This window comes from Pseudoalteromonas sp. NCCP-2140, from assembly GCF_023708065.1.
Lineage (GTDB): Bacteria > Pseudomonadota > Gammaproteobacteria > Enterobacterales > Alteromonadaceae > Pseudoalteromonas.
The window spans coordinates 528,543-554,493 of the sequence record NZ_BRCZ01000001.1 but is presented as its reverse complement, the minus strand read 5'-3'; the positions used below and the strand labels follow the sequence as shown (position 1 = coordinate 554,493).

General features: G+C 40.2%; 23 protein-coding genes. 15 read left to right on the top strand and 8 right to left on the bottom strand.

Annotation, left to right across the window (positions count from 1 at the left end; all coding sequences use genetic code 11):
- Positions 1 to 25: 25 nt before the first annotated feature.
- The 3 genes from NFU46_RS02660 (at position 26) to NFU46_RS02650 (ending at position 2,012) form a co-directional block, all read left to right on the top strand.
- Positions 26 to 919, top strand: a complete 894-nt coding sequence (locus tag NFU46_RS02660; protein WP_251599432.1) for a sialate O-acetylesterase — start codon at positions 26 to 28, stop codon at positions 917 to 919.
- Positions 920 to 1,173: 254 nt separating this feature from the next.
- Positions 1,174 to 1,575 carry a hypothetical protein gene (locus NFU46_RS02655; protein WP_251599429.1) on the top strand — a complete coding sequence of 134 codons (402 nt, stop codon included), beginning with the start codon at positions 1,174 to 1,176 and terminating at the stop codon, positions 1,573 to 1,575.
- A 26-nt stretch (positions 1,576 to 1,601) separates the two neighbouring features.
- Positions 1,602 to 2,012, top strand: a complete 411-nt coding sequence (locus NFU46_RS02650; protein ID WP_251599882.1) for a hypothetical protein — start codon at positions 1,602 to 1,604, stop codon at positions 2,010 to 2,012.
- Between the two features lie 8 nt (positions 2,013 to 2,020).
- Here NFU46_RS02650 and NFU46_RS02645 read toward each other — a convergent pair whose 3' ends face one another.
- A complete protein-coding gene (locus NFU46_RS02645) occupies positions 2,021 to 2,740 on the bottom strand; it encodes a hypothetical protein (RefSeq protein WP_251599426.1) in 720 nt (239 codons plus the stop codon).
- A 429-nt stretch (positions 2,741 to 3,169) separates the two neighbouring features.
- Between NFU46_RS02645 and NFU46_RS02640 the strand changes: the two genes are divergently transcribed.
- Positions 3,170 to 4,090 (top strand): hypothetical protein, encoded by a 921-nt coding sequence (locus NFU46_RS02640; protein ID WP_251599423.1) that lies wholly within the window; start codon positions 3,170 to 3,172, stop codon positions 4,088 to 4,090.
- Between the two features lie 65 nt (positions 4,091 to 4,155).
- On the opposite strand, the gene NFU46_RS02635 is transcribed toward NFU46_RS02640, so the two are convergent.
- Together NFU46_RS02635 and NFU46_RS02630 are read right to left on the bottom strand one after the other, a co-directional pair.
- The gene (locus NFU46_RS02635; RefSeq protein ID WP_251599420.1) at positions 4,156 to 6,342 is read right to left on the bottom strand and encodes an OsmC domain/YcaO domain-containing protein; all 2,187 of its coding nucleotides are present in this window, start codon (positions 6,340 to 6,342) and stop codon (positions 4,156 to 4,158) included.
- Between the two features lie 194 nt (positions 6,343 to 6,536).
- On the bottom strand, positions 6,537 to 7,556 hold the full coding sequence (locus tag NFU46_RS02630; RefSeq protein WP_251599417.1) for a LacI family DNA-binding transcriptional regulator: 1,020 nt from the start codon (positions 7,554 to 7,556) through the stop codon (positions 6,537 to 6,539).
- A 415-nt stretch (positions 7,557 to 7,971) separates the two neighbouring features.
- Here NFU46_RS02630 and glk point away from each other — a divergent pair, with 415 nt between their 5' ends.
- From glk to gap, 5 genes are all read left to right on the top strand, one after another.
- Positions 7,972 to 8,970 (top strand): glucokinase, encoded by a 999-nt coding sequence (gene glk, locus NFU46_RS02625; protein WP_251599414.1) that lies wholly within the window; start codon positions 7,972 to 7,974, stop codon positions 8,968 to 8,970.
- A gap of 22 nt (positions 8,971 to 8,992) precedes the next feature.
- Complete coding sequence (locus tag NFU46_RS02620) at positions 8,993 to 10,006, top strand: LacI family DNA-binding transcriptional regulator (RefSeq protein WP_054561637.1); 1,014 nt, start codon at positions 8,993 to 8,995, stop codon at positions 10,004 to 10,006.
- A 431-nt stretch (positions 10,007 to 10,437) separates the two neighbouring features.
- Positions 10,438 to 12,288: a phosphogluconate dehydratase gene (gene edd, locus NFU46_RS02615; protein WP_062564509.1), complete on the top strand. Its 1,851-nt coding sequence runs from the start codon at positions 10,438 to 10,440 to the stop codon at positions 12,286 to 12,288.
- A 34-nt stretch (positions 12,289 to 12,322) separates the two neighbouring features.
- On the top strand, positions 12,323 to 12,943 hold the full coding sequence (locus tag NFU46_RS02610; RefSeq protein ID WP_054551439.1) for a bifunctional 4-hydroxy-2-oxoglutarate aldolase/2-dehydro-3-deoxy-phosphogluconate aldolase: 621 nt from the start codon (positions 12,323 to 12,325) through the stop codon (positions 12,941 to 12,943).
- Between the two features lie 18 nt (positions 12,944 to 12,961).
- Positions 12,962 to 13,966, top strand: coding sequence for a type I glyceraldehyde-3-phosphate dehydrogenase (gene gap / locus NFU46_RS02605; protein WP_054551438.1), 1,005 nt, complete (start codon positions 12,962 to 12,964; stop codon positions 13,964 to 13,966).
- Positions 13,967 to 14,227: 261 nt separating this feature from the next.
- Here the strand turns inward: gap and NFU46_RS02600 are convergent, their stop codons facing one another.
- Both NFU46_RS02600 and NFU46_RS02595 read right to left on the bottom strand, forming a co-directional pair.
- Positions 14,228 to 14,416, bottom strand: a complete 189-nt coding sequence (locus tag NFU46_RS02600) for a hypothetical protein (protein WP_135924920.1) — start codon at positions 14,414 to 14,416, stop codon at positions 14,228 to 14,230.
- A gap of 368 nt (positions 14,417 to 14,784) precedes the next feature.
- Positions 14,785 to 15,294 carry a type VI secretion system amidase effector protein Tae4 gene (locus NFU46_RS02595; RefSeq protein WP_251599411.1) on the bottom strand — a complete coding sequence of 170 codons (510 nt, stop codon included), beginning with the start codon at positions 15,292 to 15,294 and terminating at the stop codon, positions 14,785 to 14,787.
- A gap of 413 nt (positions 15,295 to 15,707) precedes the next feature.
- Between NFU46_RS02595 and NFU46_RS02590 the strand changes: the two genes are divergently transcribed.
- On the top strand, positions 15,708 to 16,829 hold the full coding sequence (locus tag NFU46_RS02590) for a sterol desaturase family protein (RefSeq protein ID WP_251599408.1): 1,122 nt from the start codon (positions 15,708 to 15,710) through the stop codon (positions 16,827 to 16,829).
- Between the two features lie 35 nt (positions 16,830 to 16,864).
- On the opposite strand, the gene NFU46_RS02585 is transcribed toward NFU46_RS02590, so the two are convergent.
- The 3 genes from NFU46_RS02585 to NFU46_RS02575 form a co-directional block, all read right to left on the bottom strand.
- Positions 16,865 to 18,139, bottom strand: coding sequence for a protein kinase (locus NFU46_RS02585; RefSeq protein ID WP_251599405.1), 1,275 nt, complete (start codon positions 18,137 to 18,139; stop codon positions 16,865 to 16,867).
- Between the two features lie 53 nt (positions 18,140 to 18,192).
- Positions 18,193 to 18,906, bottom strand: a complete 714-nt coding sequence (locus NFU46_RS02580) for a YebC/PmpR family DNA-binding transcriptional regulator (RefSeq protein WP_054561631.1) — start codon at positions 18,904 to 18,906, stop codon at positions 18,193 to 18,195.
- 74 nt (positions 18,907 to 18,980) lie between these two features.
- A complete protein-coding gene (locus NFU46_RS02575; RefSeq protein WP_405030590.1) occupies positions 18,981 to 20,723 on the bottom strand; it encodes an ABCB family ABC transporter ATP-binding protein/permease in 1,743 nt (580 codons plus the stop codon).
- A gap of 211 nt (positions 20,724 to 20,934) precedes the next feature.
- Between NFU46_RS02575 and NFU46_RS02570 the strand changes: the two genes are divergently transcribed.
- The 5 genes from NFU46_RS02570 to NFU46_RS02550 all read left to right on the top strand — a co-directional run bounded on the left by NFU46_RS02570 (position 20,935) and on the right by NFU46_RS02550 (position 25,905).
- On the top strand, positions 20,935 to 21,981 hold the full coding sequence (locus tag NFU46_RS02570) for an NAD(P)-dependent alcohol dehydrogenase (protein ID WP_058585149.1): 1,047 nt from the start codon (positions 20,935 to 20,937) through the stop codon (positions 21,979 to 21,981).
- A gap of 198 nt (positions 21,982 to 22,179) precedes the next feature.
- Complete coding sequence (locus NFU46_RS02565) at positions 22,180 to 22,551, top strand: hypothetical protein (RefSeq protein ID WP_251599402.1); 372 nt, start codon at positions 22,180 to 22,182, stop codon at positions 22,549 to 22,551.
- A gap of 72 nt (positions 22,552 to 22,623) precedes the next feature.
- Positions 22,624 to 24,435, top strand: coding sequence for a protein translocase subunit SecD (gene secD / locus NFU46_RS02560; protein ID WP_251599399.1), 1,812 nt, complete (start codon positions 22,624 to 22,626; stop codon positions 24,433 to 24,435).
- The gene (gene secF / locus NFU46_RS02555; protein WP_251599379.1) at positions 24,432 to 25,352 is read left to right on the top strand and encodes a protein translocase subunit SecF; all 921 of its coding nucleotides are present in this window, start codon (positions 24,432 to 24,434) and stop codon (positions 25,350 to 25,352) included. Before secD ends, secF begins: the two co-directional genes overlap by 4 nt.
- 76 nt (positions 25,353 to 25,428) lie before the next feature.
- The gene (locus tag NFU46_RS02550) at positions 25,429 to 25,905 is read left to right on the top strand and encodes a transcription elongation factor GreAB (RefSeq protein WP_251599376.1); all 477 of its coding nucleotides are present in this window, start codon (positions 25,429 to 25,431) and stop codon (positions 25,903 to 25,905) included.
- Positions 25,906 to 25,951: the final 46 nt, after the last annotated feature.

The following is a 25,951-nucleotide window of genomic DNA, read 5'->3' as shown; positions in this document are numbered from 1 at the left end:
GTTGCTTTTAGCAAAAGGAAAAATAATGTTAAATAAACTAGCTTTATGTGCTCTATTAGCAGTAAGTACGCAAAGTAAAGCGGATGATTACTTGCTTTACTTTATGGGGGGCCAATCAAATATGGAAGGATTTGGCTTTAATAAAGACCTACCTGCGCAGTATAAAAAACCAGTTGAAAATACCTTACTCTTTTTTGGTAACCCTGTTGCTGATGATGCATTAAATGGTGGTAAAGGTGTTTGGACTAATTTAATGCCTGGCTTTGGTACAGGCGCAAGATCGACAGAACATTCAATTATTTTATCTGACAGATTTGGTCCTGAATTGAGTTTTGGTAAACGTTTATCTGAGCTCACTGATAAGAAAATAGCCATTATTAAATATGCGCGTGGAGGCTCATCTATTGCGCTTGGGGCATCTGGCTTTGGTACGTGGGGGCAGAACTATGCTGACAACACCAAGATCAACCAATGGGATAACTTTCAAACTACCGTAAGAGCTGCGTTAGCTAACAATGATATAGATGGTGATGGTGAAGCCGATACTTTAGTCCCAGCAGGGATCATTTGGATGCAGGGTGAGGCAGATGCCTATCATGAGCAAGCATCTAAGGTTTATTTAGCTAATTTAACAAGCCTGATGAATGATATGAAGATGACTTTTGGCAATAAAGAGTTACCAATCATACTTGGCAGAATCGAAGACTCTGGTAAAACACCTCAAACACGCATGATGCCATATATAGAGAGTGTATGGGATGCTCAGAAAAAGTATGTTCAATCAAATGCTAATGCTCATTTAGTCGCCTTTGATGAGCCTGTCGAATTCATTGAAGATAAATGGCACTATAAAAGTAATTACTATATAAAACTAGGTAACCTTTTTGCAGAAAAAGCAGCCGAAACATTAGCTAAGTAAGCTTCTTTTAAATAGCTAGTTAAATAATTAAACCGCCGAATTAACCTCGGCGGTTTTTTGTTTTGCATTTTTTTACAAATAATTTTTTAGAGTGTGATATTTTGATTAAGTATTTAGAAGAAATTGTTTCTAAAGTTAAATGTTTGCTTAAAGAACATAAACGTCATAACCTTTTATATTCTTACTAAAAAATATGACTAAAACTTGGCTAAGTCATTTTTTAAAATAAAAAGTCTAAAGGGAATTGAATTCAGATGTTAAAGAAAGTCATTTTTATAATTTTTATTATTTTGCAAAGTTCTTGCTCTATTCGCTCTAACTTTGGTGATTACATTATTGCTGACGTGGAAAGCAGAGGTAGAGGTGAACATGTGCAGGTTTATAAAGATAGAGAAATTTTCAACTTTAGAACTTCTTATTTAGGCAATGTAGAATCTAACTACTGTCACGAAAAGAATGACTCTCTTATCCCAGAAAGCGCTTATTATTATAATCCTTCTAATATAAAAGAATCTTTACAAGACTCTCTGAAAGTTAAAGCGCATAAAATGGGTGGTAATGGTATAGTTTTTTCTCAATGTTACACTAGGTCAAATACAAACCAATGTTATAAATCAATGCGTTGTGAAGGTGCAGTTTATAATATTGAAAATTAACTGTGAGCTCTAAAACAATTAAACACATGCTTCGCTTTGTTTCTCTAATCATACTTACTTTCCCTTTATTAAGTGTTGCTAGTGCAAAATTAAAACCCTTCAGTAGTGATGGTTGCAGCTCTTTTCCTGATGGAACAATAGAACATAAAAACTTATGGTTGGCGTGCTGTACAGCCCATGATCTTGCATATTGGCAAGGCGGTACTTTCAAGCAACGTGAGCAAGCTGATATAGATTTAAAAAAATGTGTTGCTAAGGTGGGTGAGCAAGAAATTGCAGTATTGATGCTTGCCGGTGTTAGAGTGGGTGGAACACCTTTTTTACCTACTAGCTTTCGCTGGGGTTATGGCTGGCCATACCCCAAGTTTTATGGTGAACTAACAGCGCAAGAGCGCTTACAAGTTGAAAGCCGTTTAGCCGAGCTTAAAACTAAATAACCTATCGTTTATCTAACTTCTTTACAGGTTTTTGATGCATCATTGATCACAGTCGCTTCAGTGCTTTTGGCAAAACGTGATGACATGTAAAGACCTAATTGGTGGTCTGGCATTTTAATGCGTGTAATGCCATTAAAGTGGTGAGGCTCGATATCTTTTGCAATCACAGCAGGAAGAGCTGTTATACTAGCTCTGTTCTTACCTACAAAATCAACGGCTTGTTGCCATGTACTGACTTGCTGTTCATGACTTAGAATTTCATTTTTATCAATGCCTAAATACTTAAGCATTAAGGTACGTGCCCCAGTACCGCGTTTATAGACGATACCATTCAAGTTTGCCTGTCTGCGTAAATTCTCGATACTCAAATCTGGGTTAGTACTGTGGCTTATCAGCTCATATCCAACTTGATAAATTGTCGCTGAGCGAGTCGCAAATAGATCTCTCTGTGGTAACAATAAAAGTGGCATGGCAATATCAACTTCATTGTTTTGCAGCATTTTAATAAGCCGTGCTTGCGGTACAGTGATTACGTCGTAGTTGCTATCAAGTTGATTGATAACGCAGCTATAGGCTGATTTTAATTCACCGTAAAATTGTTTGCGTGAGTACTTTAATGACTCGCCATTTTCACTTGATATACCAATTAGCACTTTAGCGGAAATTGGATGGCTAAGTGTGAGACTCAATAGAACAAATAAGGCGATTAAAAAACGTAATAAGTCCATTTATAAAAAAATAATGTGGTAAGAGGTGAGTAATTTAGCAATGGCTACTCATAAATACAATATGGTTGCTGGAGCCAAAGCAGTGTAATTAATTTTCCATATCAGCTTGCTGACTATTTCTTATTTTAAAACAATGAAATAAAGAGATTTTTGCTCAGTTAAGCTGAAACTGCCACTGCTAAAATCATGTAGCATTTTGTAGCTTACAGATGAACTATCGAAAGATAAATTAAGGCCTCTGGTTGTTCATAACATTGGCTGGGGTCCTAAAATGGAAGATAGGTTATTCACTTACAAATTACAGGGCATTACCGATATAAACCCTAACATTTACATTAGGCTTCAATTATTTACCAATTTAATATACATTTAAGGTATTGTTTGTACCTTTATTGGGTTTATTCTGATTTTAACTTAAAAGGGATTTATATGAAAAATGTGAGTAAATGCATTGCCAGCTTTTTGTTGCTACTTCCGACGACTATTTTTGCTGCTCAAGAAGTTGTGATCGAAAAGTCAGATAAATTTACCGAACTGTCAAAAGGCTTAAAGGTAAGTGTTAGGACTGGCCCTACGAAAAATGCCAAAATTTATGACTTTTCGACAAAGAAAATAACCATCAATGATGAGCATGGTGCGCCTTTTCAACGTTACTATTTGCAAATTGCCTCAGCAGATAAAGAATGGGCCAAGGAAATCATTACGTTTGATGATAAAACGAATGTAATTGACTTAAATGCACTACTTTTTGGTCAATTGATAGACACTTCTCAACTAAAAAAATTAGACTCAGCGCATGCTTTTTCTTTATATAACCGCCTTGAAAGTATCCTTTCGGAAGAATATGGCACATTTGAACAGGTTTATAATAATGGCCTTGCTGACTATTTAAATTATATGTCGATAGACGCCGGTTTTGAGAATTACATAGCAAGAACCGGGGGAGCGGGCGATAAACTCGCAGAATCACTAAAAGAAATAAAGATGCCGCCACTTGTTGAACACCAACAATTAATGAGTGACTTTATTAATGCTATAAATCAAAAAGATAAAACATGGTTGCTGGCACAGCAAAGACCTAATTCCTCACAGCGAGACTTGGGGATTTATGCGCGTGGTCTAAACGTGCTGTTTGAGTATTTTGATAGCATAGGTAACCCTACAAAGTTCAATATTACCCGAGAAACACAAGGTCGCTCTTATGACCTTAATTCTAATAAATACTTTATTGTTGAATTGCTTGAGCACAAAGGCCGGCGAGAAAAAATAGAGATGGAGTTTATGTTTGTAGATTCTTATGGTGGCCGCTTTATTGCTGAATACGATATTACAGGTGTTCGTTTTCGTTAAGTAACGGGTTAAGTAAAGTTGAAAAGCCGCAGGTTACGAAAACGTGCGGCTTTGATATCTCTTCGTTATAGCCCTGCTTTTTTAGCGCGAGCAGCGTGTAGCTTTTTGTAACTTTCGATTAAACGAAGGTGCCTGTCTAAGCCCTCAAGTTTCATGCTGGTTTCTGTTAAACCATAGAACATTACATCGCCGTTGATTGAGCCAACGACTGCATCCATCGTTTTTTGACCAAACATACGGGTGAAGCTATGAATGTAATCTTCAATCTCTAGGTCATCGCTGAGTGCGACTTCCAACGTTGCATGCATTGCTTGGTAGAATAGCCCACGTTCAACAATGGTATTGTCGTTATACTGTAAGAATGCTTCAACAAGCTCCATTGCTGCTTCTAAATCACCAAGTGCTAAGTATATAAGTAGCTTCAGCTCAAGAATCGTTAACTGACCCCATACTGTGTTTTCATCAAACTCAATACCGATTAAGGTGATGATATCTATGTAGTTATCTAGTTCACTTTCTTCTAAGCGCTCAACTAAATCAGCAAGTTGATCTTCTGATAAACGATGCAGGTTCAAGATATCTTCACGGAAGTTAAGTGCTTTATTGGTATTGTCCCAAATCAAGTCTTCCACAGGATACACTTCTGAGTAATCAGGCACTAAAATGCGGCATGCAGTACCAAGATCTGAGAACTCAGCAATGTAAGCTTCTTTACCTAAGCTTTCTAAAATACCGAATAAGCTCGCTGTTTCTTCTTCATTGCTACCTGAGAAATCCCACTCAACAAACTCATAATCGTGTTTAGCGCTGAAGAAGCGCCATGAGATCACGCCAGTTGAATCAATAAAGTGCTCTACAAAGTTTTCCGGTTCAGAAACTGCCATACTATTGAACGTTGGCTTAGGTACATCGTTTAAGCCTTCGAAGCTTCTGCCTTGTAATAACTCAGTTAAGCTGCGCTCTAAAGCAACTTCAAAGCTTGGGTGCGCACCAAAAGAAGCAAATACACCGCCTGTTTTAGGGTTCATGAGTGTTACGCACATCACTGGGAACTGACCACCTAGCGAGGCATCTTTTACTACAACAGGGAAGCCTTGCTCTTCAAGACCATTAATACCCGCAACAATACCTGGGTACTTGTTTAAAACCTCTTGAGGTACGTCTGGTAAAACAATTTCTTGCTCAATGATTTGGCGCTTAACTGCACGCTCAAAAATTTCAGATAAGCACTGTACTTTTGCTTCGGCAAAGTTGTTACCAGCACTCATACCATTACTTAAGAATAAGTTTTCAATTAGGTTTGAAGGGAAGTAAACTGTTTTACCGTCAGAGTGGCGAACATAAGGAATAGAGCAAATACCACGTTCTTTATTACCAGAGTTAGTATCGATTAAGTGTGAGCCACATAGCTCACCATCTGGATTATAAATTTCAAGGGTATAATCATCTAATATGCCCTCTGGTAGAGAGTCATCATCAGTCAGAGCAAACCACTTTTCATTTGGGTAATGAACAAACTCGCTATTGGCAATGTCTTCGCCTAAGAACTGATCGTTATAGAAGAAGTTACAGTTTAAGCGCTCAATAAATTCGCCCAAAGCTGAGCATAGCGCGCTTTCTTTAGTTGCACCTTTACCATTGGTAAAACACATTGGTGAGGCTGCATCACGAATATGAAGTGACCATACATTTGGCACAATATTACGCCAAGAAGAGATTTCGATTTTCATCCCTAACTCTTCAAGGATGGCCGTCATATTTGCGATGGTTTCTTCAAGCGGTAAGTCTTTTCCTAAAATAAAGGTATTACTGTCATCATCTGGTTTTGCCATCAACATTGCTTGCGCGTCTGCTTCGATGCTTTCAACAGTATCGATTTTAAATTCTGGGCCAGTTTGAATAACACGTTTTACTGTACAACGCTCAACAGAACGTAAAATACCCGTGCGGTCTTTCTCGGAAAGGCTTTCTGGTAACTCAACCTGAATTTGAAAAATTTGGTTATAGCGGTCTTCTGGATCAACGATATTGTTTTGCGCAACACGAATACCGTCAGTCGGGATATCGCGTGAATTACAATACACTTTAATAAAGTAAGCCGCACACAATGCAGAAGATGCTAAAAAGTAATCGAATGGACTTGGTGCAGTACCATCACCCTTATAGCGAATAGGTTGGTCTGCAATGACAGAGAAATCATCAAACTTGGCTTCAAGTCTGAGGTTGTCGAGAAAATTAACTTTAATTTCCATTAAAAAATTCCACCTTTGTGCGCGTTGTTATCTAAAGCTTTGTTTGCCAGATAAGCGTTTTCAACATAATAGGTGTAATTATCTGCTTTTTCGAAGTAATAGTCTTGGGTAAATCGAAAAAAAACTAATTTTAATGCAATAAGTTTTTGATTGGGTAGGGAGTAGGCGATAACAAGGCTGTTATCGCCACAAAATTAAACACTCGAACCGCGAATAATTAAACGCGGTGGTAAAAGGGTATTCTCTACACCTTCACCACGAATAAGCTTGAGCAGGTTATCGACCAACATTTGCCCGGCGAGGGTGGTGTCTTGCTGAACAGTGGTAAGTGGGGGGTTTACAAAGCTAGCAACAGCAATGTTATCAAAGCCAACAACGTGTACATCATCAGGGACCTTGATTTTTGCTTCTTTCAAGGCGCGAATAGCACCAATAGCAATAAGGTCACTGGCGGCAAACAATGAGTTAAAGCGAATGTTATTTGCTATGAGGGAACGAGTCGCGTGATAGCCAGATTCCTCTGTTGAAATCGCATTTGCCATTTTACGTTCGTTTAAAGCCACGCCTTTGGCTAAGAATGCATCTTTAAAACCTTGGTAGCGAGCAAAAAATTCAGGGCTATGATCAGAAGCATCACCAATAAATGCACAATCGGTTCTACCGGTTGCAAGTAAATGCTCAGCTGCTAATTTACCACCGCCGTAGTTATCGCAGCTGACCGTTAAGTCTGGGCGGTTGTCTACGCTGGCACCCCAACAGACAAACTTAGTATGTTGGTCAATTAAGGTTTTAAATTTAGGTTGGTAATCGAGGTAATCACCATAACCAAGCAGTATTAAGCCATCTGCACGGTGGCTGTCTTCGTAATCGGCTTGCCAATCAGAGCTGCTCGACTGAAACGATACCAGTAAGTCGTAGCCTTCCTTTGCACAGGCTCTAGTAATACTGCCCAGCATAGCCAAAAAGAAAGGGTTTATTTGTGATTCATCCGAAGTGGGATCTTCAAATAATAACAGGGCGAGGGTACTACTTTGTTGAGTTCTTAAATTACTGGCATTTTTATCAACTTTATAGTTGAGTTGTTTTGCTACCTCATGAACACGTCGACGCGTTTCTTCGTTGACCAAAGGGCTATTTCGCAGCGCGCGAGACACGGTTGACTGCGACACACCCGCATAATGTGCAATGTCAAAAGATGTCGCCTTACCTTTCATATGGTTACCAAATAACAGAAGTAGTAATTGCCATTTTCGGCTATTTAATATTTTTTTCAAGCTATTTGTGACAAGTGGCGTGTGTGTGGCTGTTCTGTACACAGCTAGGCATTTTTTATGCGTATATAAATGCTTTTTCGATACTTAATACGCAGGTTTTATCAATAAATACGTATGCATGCACAAATAATGAAAATTTTTATTGATCCTAATCTGACACCGGTGTCATAATGTCACTGTTTTATCATTTTGTTGTCAAAACGTATTTGGCTGCCCATTCATTTGGGCAGCATTTTTTTAATACAAAAGATAGCTTCTTTGAGGCAATGACCCAAAGTTTAGCAGACACAGTGGCTTTGCCATTGAAAACTAGAAAAATAAGCGGCAACTAGCTTAGACAAATAGAGAAAACATCATGAACACACAGACAACTACAGAATTCGCTCCTATTCTTGTTGCCGATATCGGCGGCACTAACGCTCGTTTCGCTTTAATCACTGATTTTAATGCACAAACTAACCAGTTTGTTATCGAGCACAATTTAACTTTTCCAAGTGCAGATTTTGGCTCTTTAGAAAGTGCGATTAACCAGTACTTCAGCCAGATTTCGTTTCCTAAGCCAAGCCGCGCATGTTTAGCAGTAGCTGGCCCGATTAAAGCAGGCCAAGTTCACTTAACAAACCTTGGCTGGCACTTTAACGTTGCAGATTTAAAAGCAGAGTTTTCATTTGAGCAACTTGAAGTAATCAACGACTTTGCAGCATTTGCCTATGCGGCACCTTATTTAGATGATTCGCAAAATATGGCTGTTAAAGCAGGCCAGGCTGATGAAAATGCGAATATCGCAGTTATGGGGCCAGGTACTGGTTTTGGTGCAGCGTGTTTAGTCCGCACATCACAAGGCAGCGCTGTACTTAGCTGCGAAGCAGGACACATTACCCTTGCGGCAGTGACTGAGCTAGACCGCTTGTTAATCACTGAGCTTAAAAAGCAGTTAAATCATGTATCTGTTGAAACAGTATTCTCGGGCCCTGGTATCGCGCATTTATACCGTGCTATGGCAGCGGTGAAAGGTGTTGAAGCAAAGAATCTAGATGCTGCACAAATTAGCGAGCTTGCAACCACAGGTCAGTGTGAAGTCTGTGATGCAACACTTAATCAATTTTGTGATTGGATTGGCAGCGTAGCTGGGGACTTAGCCCTGACATTTGGCGCATTAGGTGGCGTATTTATTGGCGGTGGTATTTTACCTCGTATGCAACAACGTCTATTATCTAGTCGATTTGTTGAGCGTTTTGCAGACAAAGGCATTATGTCGCAATATACTTCACAGATCCCCGTTACGCTTGTAACACAAGACAACATTCCATTCATTGGTGCTGCTGCGTGTATACATGTTAAAAGTAACGCGTAATTAGCAGTTGGATGTAGAGCGGATGAAGAAAGTAACCATCAACAGTGTCGCCAGCTATGCCGGTGTATCGAAAAAAACAGTGTCTCGCGTGCTCAACAATGAGCCTAACGTGAGTGATGCAACGCGCGAAAAAGTACTTAAAGTATTTAAAGAGCTTGATTACACACCAAACCCAATCGCTCGTGGTTTGGCACAAAACCGTAGTTTTATTATTGGTTGCTTGTACGACAATCCGAGTAAAAGCTATATTACCCGTGTGCAAACTGGTGCTTTAGCGGCGTGTCATGAGCTTAACTACAATTTATTGATCCACCCATGTGAATTACGCGGCGAAGAATTAATTAGTAACATTGAGCAATTAATTCAAACTTCTCGTCTAGACGGCATTGTACTGACCCCACCATTTTCTGATTTTCCTGAACTTGTAAGCTTTTTAAAATCGAAAAAGATCCCGTATGCTCGCGTCGCATCTGCGGTACTTGAAGACGACTCTATTTCGGTGAGAAGTAACGACGAGCAGGGGGCTTTTGAAATAACAGAGCATCTTATTAAGCTGGGTCATAAAGAAATTGCCTTCATCAAAGGTCACCCTGATCACAGTGCGACTGAGCAGCGTTTTAAAGGTTATCGAAGAGCGCTTGCGTCAAATGGTATCGAGTTTGATGAACGCTTAGTTGAAGAAGGTAACTTCAGTTATCACTCTGGTGTTGATAGTGCCCGTACAATTTTAGATTTAAACCCTCGCCCAACAGCAGTATTTGCTTCAAATGATTACATGGCAGCGGCGGTATTAAAGCTTGCTACGCAAATGCAGTTAAGAGTGCCAGATGATATTTCTATTGCTGGGTTTGATAACGCACCAATTGCACGCCATATCTGGCCGGGGTTAACGACCATTGCGCAACCGGTTGAAGAAATGACGCAGCAAGCAGTTAAGCAATTGATCACTCATATTGGTGATCCACAAGAGTCGCCTTATCAAGTAACCCTTGAAGCAAAACTCATTACTCGAGAGTCGACAGCAGCAATTAAATAAATTTCATCTTGTTTTTTCACAGTAGCCCGAGAATGAGTGACGCGTTCTCGGGCTTTTTTATTTATGACTTAAAAATTTCATAAAAACGCTATAAGTTTCTGTTTTTAATTAAAACAAACCTCAAAGCTTGTCTTATCTATAGGCCTTTGATAGTGGTACTTCACATGAATTCTACTCATATTCTACTAAAATTAAATTGTTCATTATTTGGTCATTTAAAAAAATTAAACTAAATTTAACAGATAAGGTTGACACCGGTGTCACAGTCATGAGTTAATACAGTGACACCGGTGTCAGGTTGGTTGTGAGAGACAGCCTGTCAGCGTACCTTTGAACGGGTAAATCAAAGTTGCTCAGTACAATTATTTTCGTGGAGTCTGTAATTGTTACTGAGCCTTTATCCTCTAACTATAGAGATGAGTCGAATTTATATGTTGCATCCTCGTATCCAAGAAGTCACCGAACGCGTTATCGAACGCAGTAAAGAGACCCGCCAAGCTTATTTAGAGCGAATCGCGCACGCAAAAAAACAAACAAGAGTTCGTGCTGGTTTAGGCTGTGGTAATATTGCACACGTTATGGCTGCTTGTAGCAGCGATGACAAAGCTCGTTTAAAATCAGACGAGCAACCAAATCTAGCTATCATCAACGCTTATAACGACATGCTTTCTGCGCATGTACCTTACAAAGACTATCCAGAAATTATCAAAAGCCTTGCCACTAAGTTTGATGCTACAGCGCAGGTTGCTGGTGGTGTACCTGCTATGTGTGACGGTGTTACACAAGGCCGTGATGGCATGGAGCTTTCATTGTTCTCGCGTGACGTGATTGCAATGTCTACTGCGGTTTCTTTATCGCATGACGTGTTCGACGGTGTTTTTTGTTTAGGTGTATGTGACAAGATTGTCCCTGGACTTTTAATTGGTGCCTTATCATTTGGTCATTTACCAACGTATTTCTTACCAGCCGGTCCAATGCAGTCGGGTATCCCGAATAAAGAAAAAGCCCGTGTTCGTCAAAAATTTGCACAAGGCTTAGTAAGTCGCGAAGAGCTTTTAGAAGCAGAAAGCGCATCATATCACAGTGCAGGTACTTGTACTTTCTACGGTACCGCAAACTCGAATCAAATGTTAATGGAAATCATGGGTCTACATTTACCAGGTAGCTCTTTCATTAACCCTTACACAGAGCTACGTGATGGTTTAACAGGTCACGCTGTAGAAACCATGTTAAAGCAGTTAATCGAAACAAAAGATGCTAACTGCCTTGCAGACGTAGTAAGTGAAAAAACAATTATTAATGGTTTAGTTGGCTTGTTATCAACAGGAGGCTCAACGAACCACGCAATCCACCTAGTAGCTATCGCGAAAGCAGCGGGTGTAATCCTTACGTGGAAAGACATGGCTGACCTATCTGAAGTTGTGCCACTTCTTACACGTATCTACCCGAATGGCTCAGCAGATGTGAACCACTTCCAAGCTGCCGGCGGTATGGGCTTCTTAATGAAGCAACTACTTAGCAAAGGTTACTTACATAACGACGTGAAAACGATTGTGGGTGATGGCCTAGAGGCATACACCACAGAGCCAATGCTAGATAAAGATTCATCAGTGATCATGACTAACAGCACTGGCCCAAGCAAAGTTAAATGGGTAGCGTGTCCAGAAAAATCACACGATGAAGAAGTGTTACGTCCTATTGATAACCCGTTTAGCAAGCAGGGTGGTTTACAGCTTCTTACAGGTAACCTTGGTAAAGCCGTTATTAAAGTATCTGCAGTGGCTGAGTCACATCAAGTTGTTTCTGCGCCAGCTAAAGTATTTAGCTCACAAGGTGAGTTACAAGAAGCGTATAGCCGTGGTGAATTAAACACAGACTTTATTGCTGTAATTAAAGAGCAAGGTCCAAAAGCGAAAGGCATGCCTGAGCTTCACAAATTAACGCCAGTAATGGCAACACTACAAGACCAAGGTTACAAAGTGGCGATTGTGACTGACGGCCGTATGTCGGGTGCATCAGGTAAAGTTCCTGCTGCAATCCACTTAGCACCAGAAGCGGTTGAAGGTGGTGTAATCGCAAAAATTCACGAAGGTGATTTAGTGACGCTTGATGCACCAGCGGGTGTATTGAAAGTACACGTAAGCGATGAAGAATTAGCAAAACGTGAACTACAACTTAGCCAACCAAGCCAAACATATGGTACAGGCCGAGAGTTATTCGCAGGTTTCAGAAATATAGTAAGTAGTGCAGACCTAGGCGCAAGTGCCTTTGGTTTAGAATAATAATACGCCGTTACTGGGCTATGAGGAACAAACAATGAGCATTGAGAAAATTTTATCATCGGCACCTGTGGTACCGGTTGTTGTTATCGAAAAACTTGAAGATGCAGCACCCCTTGCACGTGCGCTTTATAACGGTGGCTTAAAAGCACTAGAAATTACTTTACGTACGCCGATTGCGGCAGAAGCTGTAAAGCTAATGAAAGAAGCCGTACCAGAAGCATACGTTGGCACAGGCACAGTGGTTGATAAAGCAACATTTAATGCATCTGTTGAAGCCGGTGCTGACTTCATGGTGAGCCCAGGTGTAAACGACGAATTATTAGCACTGGCTAAAGACACAGATATTCCATTTTTACCAGGTGCAGCAACACCAAGTGAAGTAATGAAATTAGCAAGCCATGGCTTTAAGTTCTTAAAGTTTTTCCCTGCAGAAGCAGCAGGTGGCACAGCAATGCTGAAATCAATTGGTGGCCCTTTACCACAAGTAACTTTTTGCCCTACAGGCGGCATTAGCCTTGAAACAGCACCTAACTACCTGGCACTTAAAAACGTAATTTGTGTAGGTGGTACTTGGATGTTAGATAAACAACTTATTGAAAACAAAGACTGGCAAGCCATTGAAGCGCTTGCTCGCCAAGCAAGTGAAGTAAAATAATTAACGGGAGATATTAGAATGATTAATGTTGCAATTAATGGCTATGGACGTATCGGTCGTAACGTATTACGTGCCCTTTATGAGTCAGCTCAAAACAACGAAATCAAAATCGTTGCAATCAACGATTTAGCACCAGCAAATGTTAACGCGCATTTAACTCAATTTGACTCAGTACATGGTCAATTTTCTCAAAAAGTAACACTTGCTGAAAACACCATGCTAATTGGTAATGACGAAATTACCCTTACACAAGAGCGTGATCCAGCAAACCTTCCTTGGAAAGCTCTAAACGTAGATATCGTTTTAGAATGTACTGGTTTATTCACTTCACGTGACGCAGCGGCTAAACACATTGAAGCGGGTGCTAAAAAAGTAATCGTTTCTGCACCAGGCACGGACATGGATGCAACAGTTGTTCATGGTGTTAACAGCGAAGTATTAAACGCTGACAGTAACATCATTTCAAATGCATCGTGTACAACAAACTGTTTAGCGCCAATTGCAAAAGCAATCAACGACACAGTAGGTATCGAGCAAGGTAGCATGACAACAATTCATGCTTACACAAACGATCAAAACTTATCTGACGTTTATCACCCAGACTTATACCGTGCACGTAGTGCAACTCAGTCAATGATCCCAACGAAAACAGGCGCAGCTAAAGCAGTTGGTTTAGTGCTTCCTGAGCTTGCTGGTAAACTTGACGGCATGGCAGTACGTGTACCAACAATCAACGTTTCTTTAGTAGACTTAACGTTCGTTGCTAAGCGTGAAACAACTGCAGCAGAAATCAATGAAGTAGTTAAAGCAGCATCAGAAGGTGCAATGCAAGGTATTCTTGAATACAACGAACTACCGCTTGTTTCTATCGACTTTAACCACAATCCTGCGTCTTCAATCTTCGATTCTACCCAAACTAAAGTAGATGGTAAGCTTGTTAAAGTGATGGCTTGGTACGATAACGAGTGGGGTTTCTCAAACCGTATGTTAGACCAAGTTAAAGCGCTAGGTCAGTTCTTATAATAGAACAGTAAAAGTTTAAGCTTTATCCAACAAAGCCACGTTTATCGTGGCTTTTTTGGTTTTAGTGCTTAGTTACTTCCTTTATATGGATTGATGTAAATACTAAGCTATTTGATTTTTCTGTAAATTTTAAAAATAATATTAAATGCTAGAAGGGGAAAGACGGTAACAATGGAATAAAACATAGATTGCCTAGTATCCAAAGGTGATGAGAGCCACTGATATGTTATGGCTAAAAAAATTATAAAATAGATTGTTAAGTTAATTATTTTTATCATTATCCGACGCTCGTTGCTTTTTTAGCAAGTAGGACAAATAGTTTAAGTAAATAATAATTATTACTCCTGTTGAGAAGAAAGTAATATTTTGCAGCATGTCAGTGGAAGAGTGTAGCCATCCTAAAATGGCAATCACCTCAATCAAAAATACCCCAGCTGCTAATCTACTCATGTATTTCATTGCTAGATCGCTATTTAAGAATCAAAGTAGGCATTTTTCTTCATATATAAGATTAATAATAAGATAACACCCATCATGTTTTGGATAAGTATTATCTAAATTTAGTCTTCTGTATTTTTATTCCCTGCATTTCTGTGTTTTGAGTAATTTTTTATGTAGAAAAATTACTATAAAAGAAATAAATATAAATGAAGGACGTACATAAATAAAAAGCAAAGGGGCATTCTCCACTCTTTGTTCTTCATTCATAAATGGAATAGAGAGTTTCTTATAAGCTTCTAAAAACAACATGAAGTTCGCGAATGCGCTAACTAAAATAAGACTTATATTCAAAAGATATGACTTAGCCTTTGACATAGTTATTTAATCTCCCAAAACCAAATATCTTTGCTGTTGTTAAGATCTGATACTACACCAAAGAATTCATATATTGATCTTGTCAGCATACCACCACTAGTAATTTGATCTTCATTCCAAAGATCGATGTGGTCTCCACTACGGTTAGTAACAGACTCATTGCCTCGTTGCCAATAATCTTTAAAAAATATAATTCCAGTTTTACCATCTAGGTCATCTTGGAAAGTTTTTGGATTAATTTTTTGTAGATCACCTAACCAACTAAAGTTTGAAGTTTTAAGCCAACTGGCCATTTCTTCTGCTAAAAGAATATGTTTCATGCCAGCGTGCCCCCAGCATTTCTTAACTTTAGCTCCTGCAGTTGATACGCCAGATTTAATTAATGCGTCACTTAAGTTAATAGCGCAATAGTTTCCAAATGGGGAAGAGCTATTAGTTTGCTTATTTTGACATCTTGCTCTGATCAGTTCTTTTTCAGGAAAGTTTTCCCATAAATCTTTAAATTGTAACATTTTATATCCTTATAATAGAGATGGTCTTGATTGTAAATATCTTCAAAGGTTTTGAACAAAATCGACTAAAGTTCATTTTTTGTAATTAATTACTATCGAGTATGGTACTTGAATAATTGCTGCTAAAACTCTAAGTTAATCAGCAGAATTGTTTGGTAAATCTTATGGTAAGTTATTTATTGAGAAAGTAGACATTTTTATTCCTTTAAAAATAATTTTCTTGTGCAGGTTAGTTTATTCCTAATTTAAGGTCAATGAGGGTTCTTTTATATTTTAGTTGGCTACTTACATTTGATTCTATCGATACTTGCTAGCAAACATTCACGCTGCTTTATAATGTCTTACTTTACAATATTTGTTCCTAAATTCTTCTGTGTTATGCTGCAAAAAATTGATAAATGGATTTTTATATCATGACACGTCTTTATCATCGGCTATTTAGGGCTGAGCAGTTTCAAGTGGGTGAAGGCAATATTAGCGGTTATATTGCTTGCTTCTTAGCGGTTTTATCTTGTTTAGGGGTGTTAGCCTTTCATTTTCCAGAGTACTTAACGACCCCAGAGCTCAGGCAAAACTACAGTGTAGAGTTTTTACGCCAACTGATGTTTGTGGCATTGATTATTTCAGGCAGTTTAGGGTTGTTGAACTTTGTTCGTAATACTAATAAACGGCTCGGTGCAACCGCTTGGCTGTTGATCTTACTTGCTATTGCATTTGGCGGGCCGAATGTTGAAGTGGGCGATTTTAGAGATAATACGCCGTATCTAGGGCTTGATTGGTTCATTCTTGACTTACTTGGCTCCACACTGATTTTTATTCTAATTGAGAAGCTACTGCCGCACCGTAAAGAACAAAAAATTCTCCGCTCTGAGTGGCAGGGTGATTTAAACCATTTCTTTGTTAATCATTTAATTATTGGTTTTGTGTTGCTGGCAACCAATCAGTTCGTGCATCATGCATTTGGCTGGGCTGTGTCTGATACAGTACAAGGCTTTATTATTCAACTGCCATTTTTACTGCAGCTATTTCTAATCATTTTAGTAGCCGATTTAATGCAATATTTTGTGCATAGGGCTTATCACGAAGTGCCATTGCTTTGGCGTTTTCATGCCGTGCATCACAGTGCAAAAGAAATGGATTGGCTTGCAGGCTCTCGTCAGCATATTTTAGAAATACTCGTGACGCGCAGCTTAGTGCTCACGCCAATTTTTGTACTCGGCTTTCCATCTGATGTTATTAGCCTCTATGTCATTATTGTTGGCTTTCAGGCAGTATTTAACCACGCTAATGTCCGGGTGAAGTTTGGTTGGCTAAAGTATTTGCTGGTTACACCTCAGTTTCATCATTGGCATCATTCATCTGATAAAGCGGCCATTGACCGTAACTATGCTGCGCATTTTTCTTTTTTAGATCATCTTTTTGGCACTGCTGTGAAAGGTCAAGCAGAGTGGCCCGATAAATATGGTGTGGTTGGCGATTACATGCCAGAAGGTATGTTAAAGCAGCAGGTGTTCCCGTTTAAAAAGCAAAAATAAAGCCTCACTGAGGCTTTATTTATAATTAACTACACTCATAATCGCGAAACTAGCTCAGAAAAGCGAGGGCGTTTGTCTGAGTTGAATGCTAAGCACTCTTGAGCTATGTCAGCAAGCATCTCGGTAATGTCGTTTTGTTCAGTGACTACAGTCAGTAAATCATCGATAAAATAACCAAGGGCACGTACTTCAATGCCTTCTAATAGCAGCTGTTGATTAGGCGTCAGCATTGATAAGTCAGTTGCAGCACCAAAGTCACCAAATAATAACTCGCCATGTGAATTGATCATGCTGTTATGGGCATAAATGTCACCATGGCTTACTTGTTTTTGATGCAAATGGGCGAGGGTACTTGCCATTTGCTTGACGATTTTTAGCACCATTTCTGGCGCGAACTGGCAGTTGTCTTCGAATGTGTCTCGGGTACAAGTTGCAAGGGAGGGCGGCAAACCAAGATTTGTGAACTCTTTACTGATAAGCTCCATCACTAAACCAAGTTGTGTCTCTTCATCAACATAGCCTAATGCTTTTATGAGATTTGGATGCTCACTTGCTTTTAAACAGCAATTTAGCTCATCAAGTGGATAGCCATCACTGGTGATCTCGCCTTTAAATAACTTAAGGGCAACAGGACGTTGATGCCAGTTGGCCAAATGAATAACCCCAGACGCACCTTGGCCAATCTGCTTTTTAACTTCGATTTCATCCAGTGCGATTTTGCTAAACTGCTCACAGTGTAAGCTAGTTGAGCGATTTAAATCGTTACCAGAGAAGGCAAGCCAAGCAAGTTTCGGTAAAGCTAAAAGCCAATATTCAACTTTTGTAAGCTTATTGGCACTTAAACGTATTAGCTCAAGCTCTTTACAATCAGCCATTGAAGCTGGCAAATGAGTTAACTGATTACCTGCCAGTGCGAGCTTTTTAAGTTTGCTGTACTCACCAAATGTATCAGGTAAAACAGGAATTTGATTATCCGTTAAGATCAACCATTCAATCTTCGTTGGTAAACAGTGCGCTTTAAATTCAGTAATTTGATTACCTTTAAATGCCACCATGATTAGGTTTGGGCATTGTCTTAGCACGTCTGGAATATGTTTAAACTGATTAAATGATAAAAACAGCCGTTTGAGATTTTTTAATTTGTAAAAATCGTCAGGTAAATCACTTAGCTGATTATTAGATAAATCGAGGATTTCTAACGTATCGGCTAGGGTATAAATTTCTTTTGGGAATTCGGTTAGTTCTGCAACAAGCTGAAGCCGTGTACAACCTAATAGAGAACCGGCTTTTAACTCTTCGAGGGTATTCAATGTTGATTCCTTTGGGCTAAAAGGTAAAAGGCCAACTGGGTTGGCCTTTTTAATTAAAACTGTGCGTTGTGGTAAACGTTTTGTACGTCGTCACAGTCTTCTAGCATGGCTAAAAAGCGTTCCATGACTTCAACGTCTTCACCTTCAATGGGGGCTTCTACTTGCGGCACAAAAGCAATTAGATCTTCGTGGAAATCAGTAATTCCCATTTCTTCAAGTGCTGTACGGGTATTGTTGTACTCAGTATGTGGAGCGAATACAGTCACTTTACCGTCTTCAACTTCTACATCTGTTACATCAACATCAGCCATCATTAGTGCTTCTAAAACAGCCTCGTCATCATCACCATCAAATACAAAAATAGCGAGGTGATCAAATAAGTGTGATACTGAGTTTTGCGCACCAATTTTTGCATTCGCTTTTGTAAAACAAACACGTACGTCAGCAAAGGTACGTTTGTTGTTGTCGGTTAAACAGTCAACAATGATCATACAGTTGCCCGGGCCGTAACCTTCGTAGCGAGTTGCTACGTAATCTTCGCCGCCACCGCCTTTGGCTTTATCGATTGCACGCTCGATTACATGCGTAGGTACTTGGTCTTTTTTAGCTCGCTCAATTAAGCGACGAAGCGCTAAGTTGCCATCGGGATCAACACCACCATTCTTAGCGCAGATATAAATTTCTTTTCCGTACTTTGAATAAACTTTGGTTTTTGCACCCGCAGTTTTTGCCATTGAGTCTTTTTTGTTTTGATAAGCTCTGCCCATCTGCGTGTTGCCTTTTTGTTATAGATAAAAATAAAGCGGTTATTCTAATCATTTAAACTACTAGTTAACAGTGTTTATTCTTCGCTTTGCTGTAACTGCCACATTCGTGCGTATTCACTATTCGCTGCAAGCAGTTGATGGTGCTGACCTTGCTCAACAACCTGTCCTTGTTTCATAACAATAATTTTGTCTGCGTCAGTAATTGTTGATAAACGATGCGCAATGACTAAGCTGGTATGTCTTTGTGCAACTTCACGCATCGCGCTGAGAATGGCTTGTTCTGAATGCGAATCTAGCGCCGATGTTGCCTCATCAAATAATAAAATGGGTGAACCCTTTAAAATGGCTCTGGCAATTGCAATGCGTTGTTTTTCACCGCCTGATACTTTTAAACCGCGTTCACCAACAAGGGTTTTGTCGCCTTTATCTAGGCTGGCAATAAATCCATCTAAATGGGCAAGGCTTATGGCTTGATCAATTTCATCTTCGCTTGCCGTTGGATTTCCGTAAGCGATGTTTTCGCGAATGCTGGTACTAAATAGCACGGTATCCTGCGGTACGATGGCAATTGCTTGGCGCAAACTTTCAAGTGTCACTGTGTTGATTGCTTGCTCATCGATATAAATTTTACCTGCATCAACATCATAAAAACGGTAGAGCAGGCGGCTTAGAGTACTTTTACCTGCGCCACTGGCACCCACAATCGCCACTTTGCTGCCAGAAGTAACCTCAAAGCTTAAGTTATTTAAAATAGGCCTTTGTTTGTCGTAACTAAACGACACATTTTCAAATCGAATAGCAGCTTTGGTTGCATTTAATGGTTTTGCATCTTTGTCATCGCTAATGGCGGCTTTTCGATTTAACAGCCCCAGCATATTTTCAAGGTCAGTCAGCGCACGGCGTATCTCACGATAAACAAAACCTAAAAAGTTAAGTGGTAAAAATAACTGGATCATATAAGCATTGATCATCACAAGCTCACCTATTGTCAGCTCTTTATTGACCACTGAGCTGGCACCAAGCCACATTAGCGCTGTTATAGCCGTGGCTATAATAAGTGCTTGTCCTGAATTAAGCGCAAGTAATGATAAACGATTTTTAAGCCTTGCTTGCTCCCATTTAGCTAAAAAGCCGTCGTAGGTGCTCGCTTCATAGTGTTCATTGTTGAAGTACTTAACGGTTTCGTAATTTAGTAAGCTGTCGATTGCACGGGTGTTTGAGTTGTTATCGGCAGCATTTGCTTCACGAATAAATCGGTTACGCCACTGAGTTACAATCACAGTAAAAGCAATGTAACTAGCAACCGCAATTAATGTGACCAGTGCAAACCAAGGTGAAAACAAGGTTGCAAAAATAATGGCTACTGTGATTATTTCAAATAGGGTAGGTACGATATTAAACATCAAAAAGCGCATTAAAAAGCTGAGGCCACTTGTGCCACGCTCTATATCGCGACTGATACCGCCTGTTTGCCTGTCAAGATGAAAGGCAAGTTCTAAACTATGCAAGTGTTTAAATACTTTTAAGCCAATATGGCGCATTGCGTGCTCAGTAACACGGCCAAATAACGCATCGCGTACTTCACCAAAAAATACACTGGCAAAGCGCAGCAAACCATAAGCGATCAGCAAGGCAATAGGAACGCTTAATAGCGGGTTGATACTCGCATCAACCGCGTCAATTATTTCTTTTAGTGCCCAAGGCATCAGCAATGTGGCGCCTTTTGCAGCAATAAGCGCTAAGACGGCTAAAATAACCCGGCCTTTAAAGGTCATTAAATAGGGCCAGAGTGTTTTTATGCTTTGTGATAGGTTCATTGCATCAGGCGATCTCGTCACCTGTTCTTTGCGGCTCATTCCACGCATGGGGGTCTCTTAAAAATCAATTTGATAAAAATAGGCAAAAGCTTTCGTGTTTTAGGCAAGTGTAATTTGTTAATTTACCTCTATACTGAATGCATTATACACAAGCGCATTAGCAAATTAGTTAAATGCATGAGTAAAACACGAAGAAAACTAAGGAGTAAGCATGAAAACCGTCGGTTATGCAGCACATGATTCTGAAAAACCATTAGAGCCGTATCATTTTGAACGCCGTGCACTTCGTGATGAAGATGTATCAATTGAAATTCTATATTGTGGCGTGTGCCATTCAGACTTACACACAGCAGAAAACGACTGGGGCTGGACTCAGTACCCAGTGGTACCAGGCCACGAAATCGTTGGTCGCGTCCTTGAAGTAGGCAGCGGCGTTACTAAATATAAAGTGGGCGATAATGTTGCTGTGGGTTGTATGGTTGATAGCTGTTTAAGCTGTGATCAGTGTCATAACGGTGAAGAGCAGTTTTGTCGCGAAGGTATGGTAGGAACTTACTCAGGACAAGACCGCATTAGTGGTGAACTCACTCAAGGTGGCTATTCAAAACACATTGTGGTGCGTGAAGAGTTTGTACTAAGTGTGCCTGAAGGCTTAGACCTTGCTAAATGTGCACCAATTTTATGTGCGGGTATCACAACGTATTCGCCACTACGTACGTGGAATGTGGGCCCTGGTAGCCGTGTTGGTGTGATTGGTTTAGGTGGTTTAGGGCACATGGCAATTAAAATCGCAGCTGCAATGGGTGCACATGTTACGGCGATTAGCCGTAGTGATAAGAAAAAACAGCAGGTTTTATCTTATGGCGCAAAAGATTTATTGGTATCGAGCGATGAAGATGCCATGCAAGCGCATGCAAATCAATTTGATGTGATCATTAACACTATTCCGGTAAAACACGACTTTACGCCGTATATTCCGCTTTTAGATATTGATGGTACGCAAGTATTGGTTGGTCAAGTAGGTGAGCTTGAAGAGACTAACTCAGTGCCATTATTAATGGGGCGTCGCCGTGTTGCAGGCTCATTGATTGGTGGTATAGCGCAAACTCAAGAAATCTTAGATTTCTGCGCGTTACATAATATTTTACCTGAAGTTGAAATGATCAAAATGGACCAAATTAATGACGCTTTTGATAAGTTAAAGCAAGGTGATATGGCCTCACGCTTTGTTATCGATATGTCATCATTAGAAGTTTAACAAAGTTAAATTACTAAGCGGGCCTAATTAGGCCCGCTTTTGTTTTAGTCACTTTTATTTAAGTAATACCTTGTGTTTTATTTTTTTACCCCCATTATACCCACGGTATCTACTTAATTTATTGGTCAGTTCTTGTTACGGTTTTTCTCAGTCATTATCTTGCTATTTACTGTGTTCTTTAGTGCACAGAGCATGGCCATGCCTGACACTCACTCACACTTTGCTGCGACTAAATTGTTCCAAGTCGAGCTGACTAAAACCCCAGTTATTTCTCAAACTCATACAGTTGAACATCCTAAACCGGTAGAACCATCGGGGTTTGATAGCCTAGTGCCGCGTTTAACTGCCAGTAATTCATCATTATTTCTTTATCATAGTCAGGTTGATCCTGATTACGAGCTATTAATTGAATTCTTTGCTGAAGATTGGGGAAAAGAGCACTTTTTAGCGCCGCCAGGTGCTGTGCGTGTGATCCCATGGTTTGCATTAGCCACTCAACGTATATCCCGCATTAGTGGCTGGAAAGATGCCAACCTCTTGTACAAAGCCAATACCACCTACCATAGCTAAACGACTTCCTTCGTTACTTTTTATTTTTGAATTAAATATTTACCGGCTGACAATGCCGGAAGGAAGTCATTTATGTCACATAAATCAAAGCCGGCGCTATGGCGTCGTCTAAAAACGAGTTATGTCGCTATGATAGCGGCGTGTATTTTATTAGCGGTTAGCGCACTACCTAACCTTTACCCTAACAAATCTTGGTTGCACATTAGCTTGCCAGATCAAACTGTGACGCTGCAAAGTGTGACAACGTCACTAAATCAACATGGTTTTGAAGTGACTGAAGCCAATGATAGCCAAGCAAAACTGGCTATTTTATTAGCTGAGCCGACTCAAAGTGCTAATGCGCTGAGTTTTATAAAAACGCAATACCCTCAGCTAGAGGCTAAAATTGTTGAGCATGCGACAAGCCCTCAATGGCTTCAGCAGCTGGGTCTATCACCGATTAAGTTGGGACTCGACCTAAATGGTGGGGTGTTATTTGTGCTTGATGTTGACCTAGATAAAGCAATGCAAGAGCACTTAAACAGTGTGTATCAACAAACTAAATTGACGCTTCGTAAAGACAAAATTCGTGGGATCCGTGCAAGTGAAGTAAAAGAAGGGGTTGAACTACAAATTTTACCAAGTGGCGAGGAGCAACTTGCAGGGCTCGTCTCAACGTTACAAGGTCAATTCAAAGGCCTGATGGAAACTAAATCAACAACGAATAACCTAACCACGGTATTACTACATTTTAACGAGCAAAGCCAAAACGAATTCAATAAACAAGTTATGGCGCAAAGCCTAACAACCCTGCGTGGTCGCATTGAAGAGCTTGGTATCACAGAAGCGGTAACGCAAAGACAAGGTAAGCAGCGCATTCGCATTGAGTTACCTGGTGTGCAGGACCCATCAGAAGCGAAACGTATTATTGGTGCAACTGCGACCCTCGATTTTTATCAGGTCGTCGAAGTAGGTGGTAAAGCGTTTAATGTACAAGGCGGTGGCGTTGTTAATTTAAATCCGATGGCTATTTTTTCAGGTGATCACATTAATAATGCCAGTGTTGGCAAAGATGAATGGGGCAAGCCTTTAGTTCAGCTCAGTTTAGATTCGCAAGGTGGCGATGCGATGTCTACTTTTTCGAAGCACAACATAGGTAAGCCAATGGCCACGGTTTATTCGGAATACTCACGTGATGCAAATGGCGACGTTGTTAAAAAAAGCGAAGTGATCAATGTGGCAAACATTGCCCAGCATTTAAGTTCTCGTTTTAGCATTACTAATATGAAAAGCTCTCAAGCAGCCTACGATTTAGCGCTTTTACTACGTGCAGGGTCGCTCACAGCGCCAGTGACCATTGTTCAAGAGCAAACCATAGGTCCAAGCTTAGGCAGTGAAAACATTGAGCACGGTTTAGCTGCGTTAATGCTGGGTATCGGTATTACCCTTGCGTTTATGGCGCTTTGGTATCGTCGCTTAGGGCTGATTGCCAATATTGCTTTATTGCTTAATCTAACGGCTTTAGTTGGTTTAATGTCGTTATTGCCGGGGGTTGTGCTGACCTTACCGGGTATTGCAGGGCTTGTTCTGACGATAGGGATGGCAGTTGATACCAATGTGATTATCTTTGAGCGAATAAAAGAAGAGAAGCGTAAAGGTCGACCTACATATCAAGCGATTGAACAAGGCTATAACCAAGCATTTACGACCATTTTTGATGCCAATGTGACTACGATGATCACGGCAATTATTTTATACGCCATTGGTTATGGGCCGGTGAAAGGCTTTGCAATCACGTTAGCGCTTGGGCTATTAACCAGTGTCTTTACTGGCGTTTATATTTCAAAAGCGCTTAGCCAAACACTCTACATTAAACTAACTAATTTGACGGGGGCTAAAGCATGAGCTGGTCAACATTAACTACAGCGAGTAAAGCACGCGTTTTAGGGCTAGTTCTAAGCTGTGTTTTAGTCATCGCGAGCCTAGGTGTTTTATCTGTAAAAGGACTAAACTTTGGCCTTGATTTTACAGGTGGCTACATCACTGAAATCAACACAACGTCAGTCACGACAATTGCTGATTTAAAGGCAAAGTTAAGCCCCGAGGTTGCAAGCAAATTAACCATCACTAAGGCAGGTGAATATCACTTTGTTTTAAGAGAAGCGCCAGAGGCTAGCAAAGCCAGTACTTGGCAAGCAGAGCTGAATGAGCAAGGTGTAGACTATAGCGTATTATCTAGCTCATTCTTAGGCTCACAAGTGGGTGATGAGCTTTTTGAACAGGGCTGTTTAGCTTTATTTGCGGCGCTGATTGCAATTATGGTTTATCTTGCAGTGCGCTTTGAATGGCGACTCGCGGTAGGTTCAGTGGTTGCACTGTTACATGATTTAACTTTAGTGCTGGGCTTGTTTTCCTTACTTGGGCTTGAGTTTAATTTAACCGTGCTGGCGAGTTTACTGGCTATTATTGGCTATTCATTAAATGACTCAATTATTGTTGGCGACAGAGTCAGAGAGCTTTTATGTATTCAGCCAGACAATCAACGCATTAACACCCATGTTGTGATTAACGATGCAATTGGTTCTACCTTAACACGTACGTTGATCACCTCAGGCACAACACTTGCGACCATTGCCTGTATTTGGTTGCTTGCTGGTGCTGCATTAACGGGCTTTGCCATTGCGTTATTTGCAGGCATTGTGGTGGGAACCTTCTCATCGATTTGTATCGCCGCTACCTTGCCGCAGTTATTGGGGTTAAGTTCAGAAAATTACACCCAAACACTGGATGATAAAACCAAAGCCTATATGGAGTTGCCGTAAGTCAGTTTTATAACTTACTTTCATCAGCCGCTATTTTTCCATAGAATAGCGGCTTTTCTGTTTTAACTGCTTTGATATGAATAAAACACACGTAATTGAACATTTACGCTTTGCGCTAGAGGCACAACTGCAAAACGCCAAAGCAGCGGCAAAAGCGGCTCATGACGCTGCAACTCACGAAGAAAGTGTCGCTGAAACTCAATACGATACCTTGGGTTTAGAGGCTGCTTATCTAGCGCAAGGGCAAGCTGAGCGAGTTAATGAATGCTACCGTGACATACAAGCATTCAATACAGTGTTTAAAGAAAGCGAATTTAATAAGGTTCGTGAAGGTGCATTAGTGTGTCTTACCGATGAGAAAGATAACGCCAAATGGTTTTTTATGGGCCCAAGTGCTGGTGGCTTAGTGGTCACCGTAAAAGAGCAACCGATTTATGTTGTAACCCGAGAAGCGCCGTTAGGTAAGCAATTGATTGGAAAGTGCCTTGATGATGAAGTTGAACTCTCTATTGCTGGCAAAAAACAGTTGTACGCCATAGAACAGTTAATTTAATTATTGGTATTTTTAATCAGTAAATTTCATCTTCAAGTAAAAAATA

Bases quoted from the DNA above. Each gene is read 5' to 3' on its own strand.
- NFU46_RS02660 (WP_251599432.1), top strand. From the start codon at position 26: ATGTTAAATAAACTAGCTTTATGTGCTCTATTAGCAGTAAGTACGCAA.
- NFU46_RS02655 (WP_251599429.1), top strand. From the start codon at position 1,174: ATGTTAAAGAAAGTCATTTTTATAATTTTTATTATTTTGCAAAGTTCT.
- NFU46_RS02650 (WP_251599882.1), top strand. From the start codon at position 1,602: ATGCTTCGCTTTGTTTCTCTAATCATACTTACTTTCCCTTTATTAAGT.
- NFU46_RS02645 (WP_251599426.1), bottom strand. From the start codon at position 2,740: ATGGACTTATTACGTTTTTTAATCGCCTTATTTGTTCTATTGAGTCTC.
- NFU46_RS02640 (WP_251599423.1), top strand. From the start codon at position 3,170: ATGAAAAATGTGAGTAAATGCATTGCCAGCTTTTTGTTGCTACTTCCG.
- NFU46_RS02635 (WP_251599420.1), bottom strand. From the start codon at position 6,342: ATGGAAATTAAAGTTAATTTTCTCGACAACCTCAGACTTGAAGCCAAG.
- NFU46_RS02630 (WP_251599417.1), bottom strand. From the start codon at position 7,556: ATGAAAGGTAAGGCGACATCTTTTGACATTGCACATTATGCGGGTGTG.
- glk (WP_251599414.1), top strand. From the start codon at position 7,972: ATGAACACACAGACAACTACAGAATTCGCTCCTATTCTTGTTGCCGAT.
- NFU46_RS02620 (WP_054561637.1), top strand. From the start codon at position 8,993: ATGAAGAAAGTAACCATCAACAGTGTCGCCAGCTATGCCGGTGTATCG.
- edd (WP_062564509.1), top strand. From the start codon at position 10,438: ATGTTGCATCCTCGTATCCAAGAAGTCACCGAACGCGTTATCGAACGC.
- NFU46_RS02610 (WP_054551439.1), top strand. From the start codon at position 12,323: ATGAGCATTGAGAAAATTTTATCATCGGCACCTGTGGTACCGGTTGTT.
- gap (WP_054551438.1), top strand. From the start codon at position 12,962: ATGATTAATGTTGCAATTAATGGCTATGGACGTATCGGTCGTAACGTA.
- NFU46_RS02600 (WP_135924920.1), bottom strand. From the start codon at position 14,416: ATGAGTAGATTAGCAGCTGGGGTATTTTTGATTGAGGTGATTGCCATT.
- NFU46_RS02595 (WP_251599411.1), bottom strand. From the start codon at position 15,294: ATGTTACAATTTAAAGATTTATGGGAAAACTTTCCTGAAAAAGAACTG.
- NFU46_RS02590 (WP_251599408.1), top strand. From the start codon at position 15,708: ATGACACGTCTTTATCATCGGCTATTTAGGGCTGAGCAGTTTCAAGTG.
- NFU46_RS02580 (WP_054561631.1), bottom strand. From the start codon at position 18,906: ATGGGCAGAGCTTATCAAAACAAAAAAGACTCAATGGCAAAAACTGCG.
- NFU46_RS02575 (WP_405030590.1), bottom strand. From the start codon at position 20,723: ATGAACCTATCACAAAGCATAAAAACACTCTGGCCCTATTTAATGACC.
- NFU46_RS02570 (WP_058585149.1), top strand. From the start codon at position 20,935: ATGAAAACCGTCGGTTATGCAGCACATGATTCTGAAAAACCATTAGAG.
- NFU46_RS02565 (WP_251599402.1), top strand. From the start codon at position 22,180: ATGCCTGACACTCACTCACACTTTGCTGCGACTAAATTGTTCCAAGTC.
- secD (WP_251599399.1), top strand. From the start codon at position 22,624: ATGTCACATAAATCAAAGCCGGCGCTATGGCGTCGTCTAAAAACGAGT.
- secF (WP_251599379.1), top strand. From the start codon at position 24,432: ATGAGCTGGTCAACATTAACTACAGCGAGTAAAGCACGCGTTTTAGGG.
- NFU46_RS02550 (WP_251599376.1), top strand. From the start codon at position 25,429: ATGAATAAAACACACGTAATTGAACATTTACGCTTTGCGCTAGAGGCA.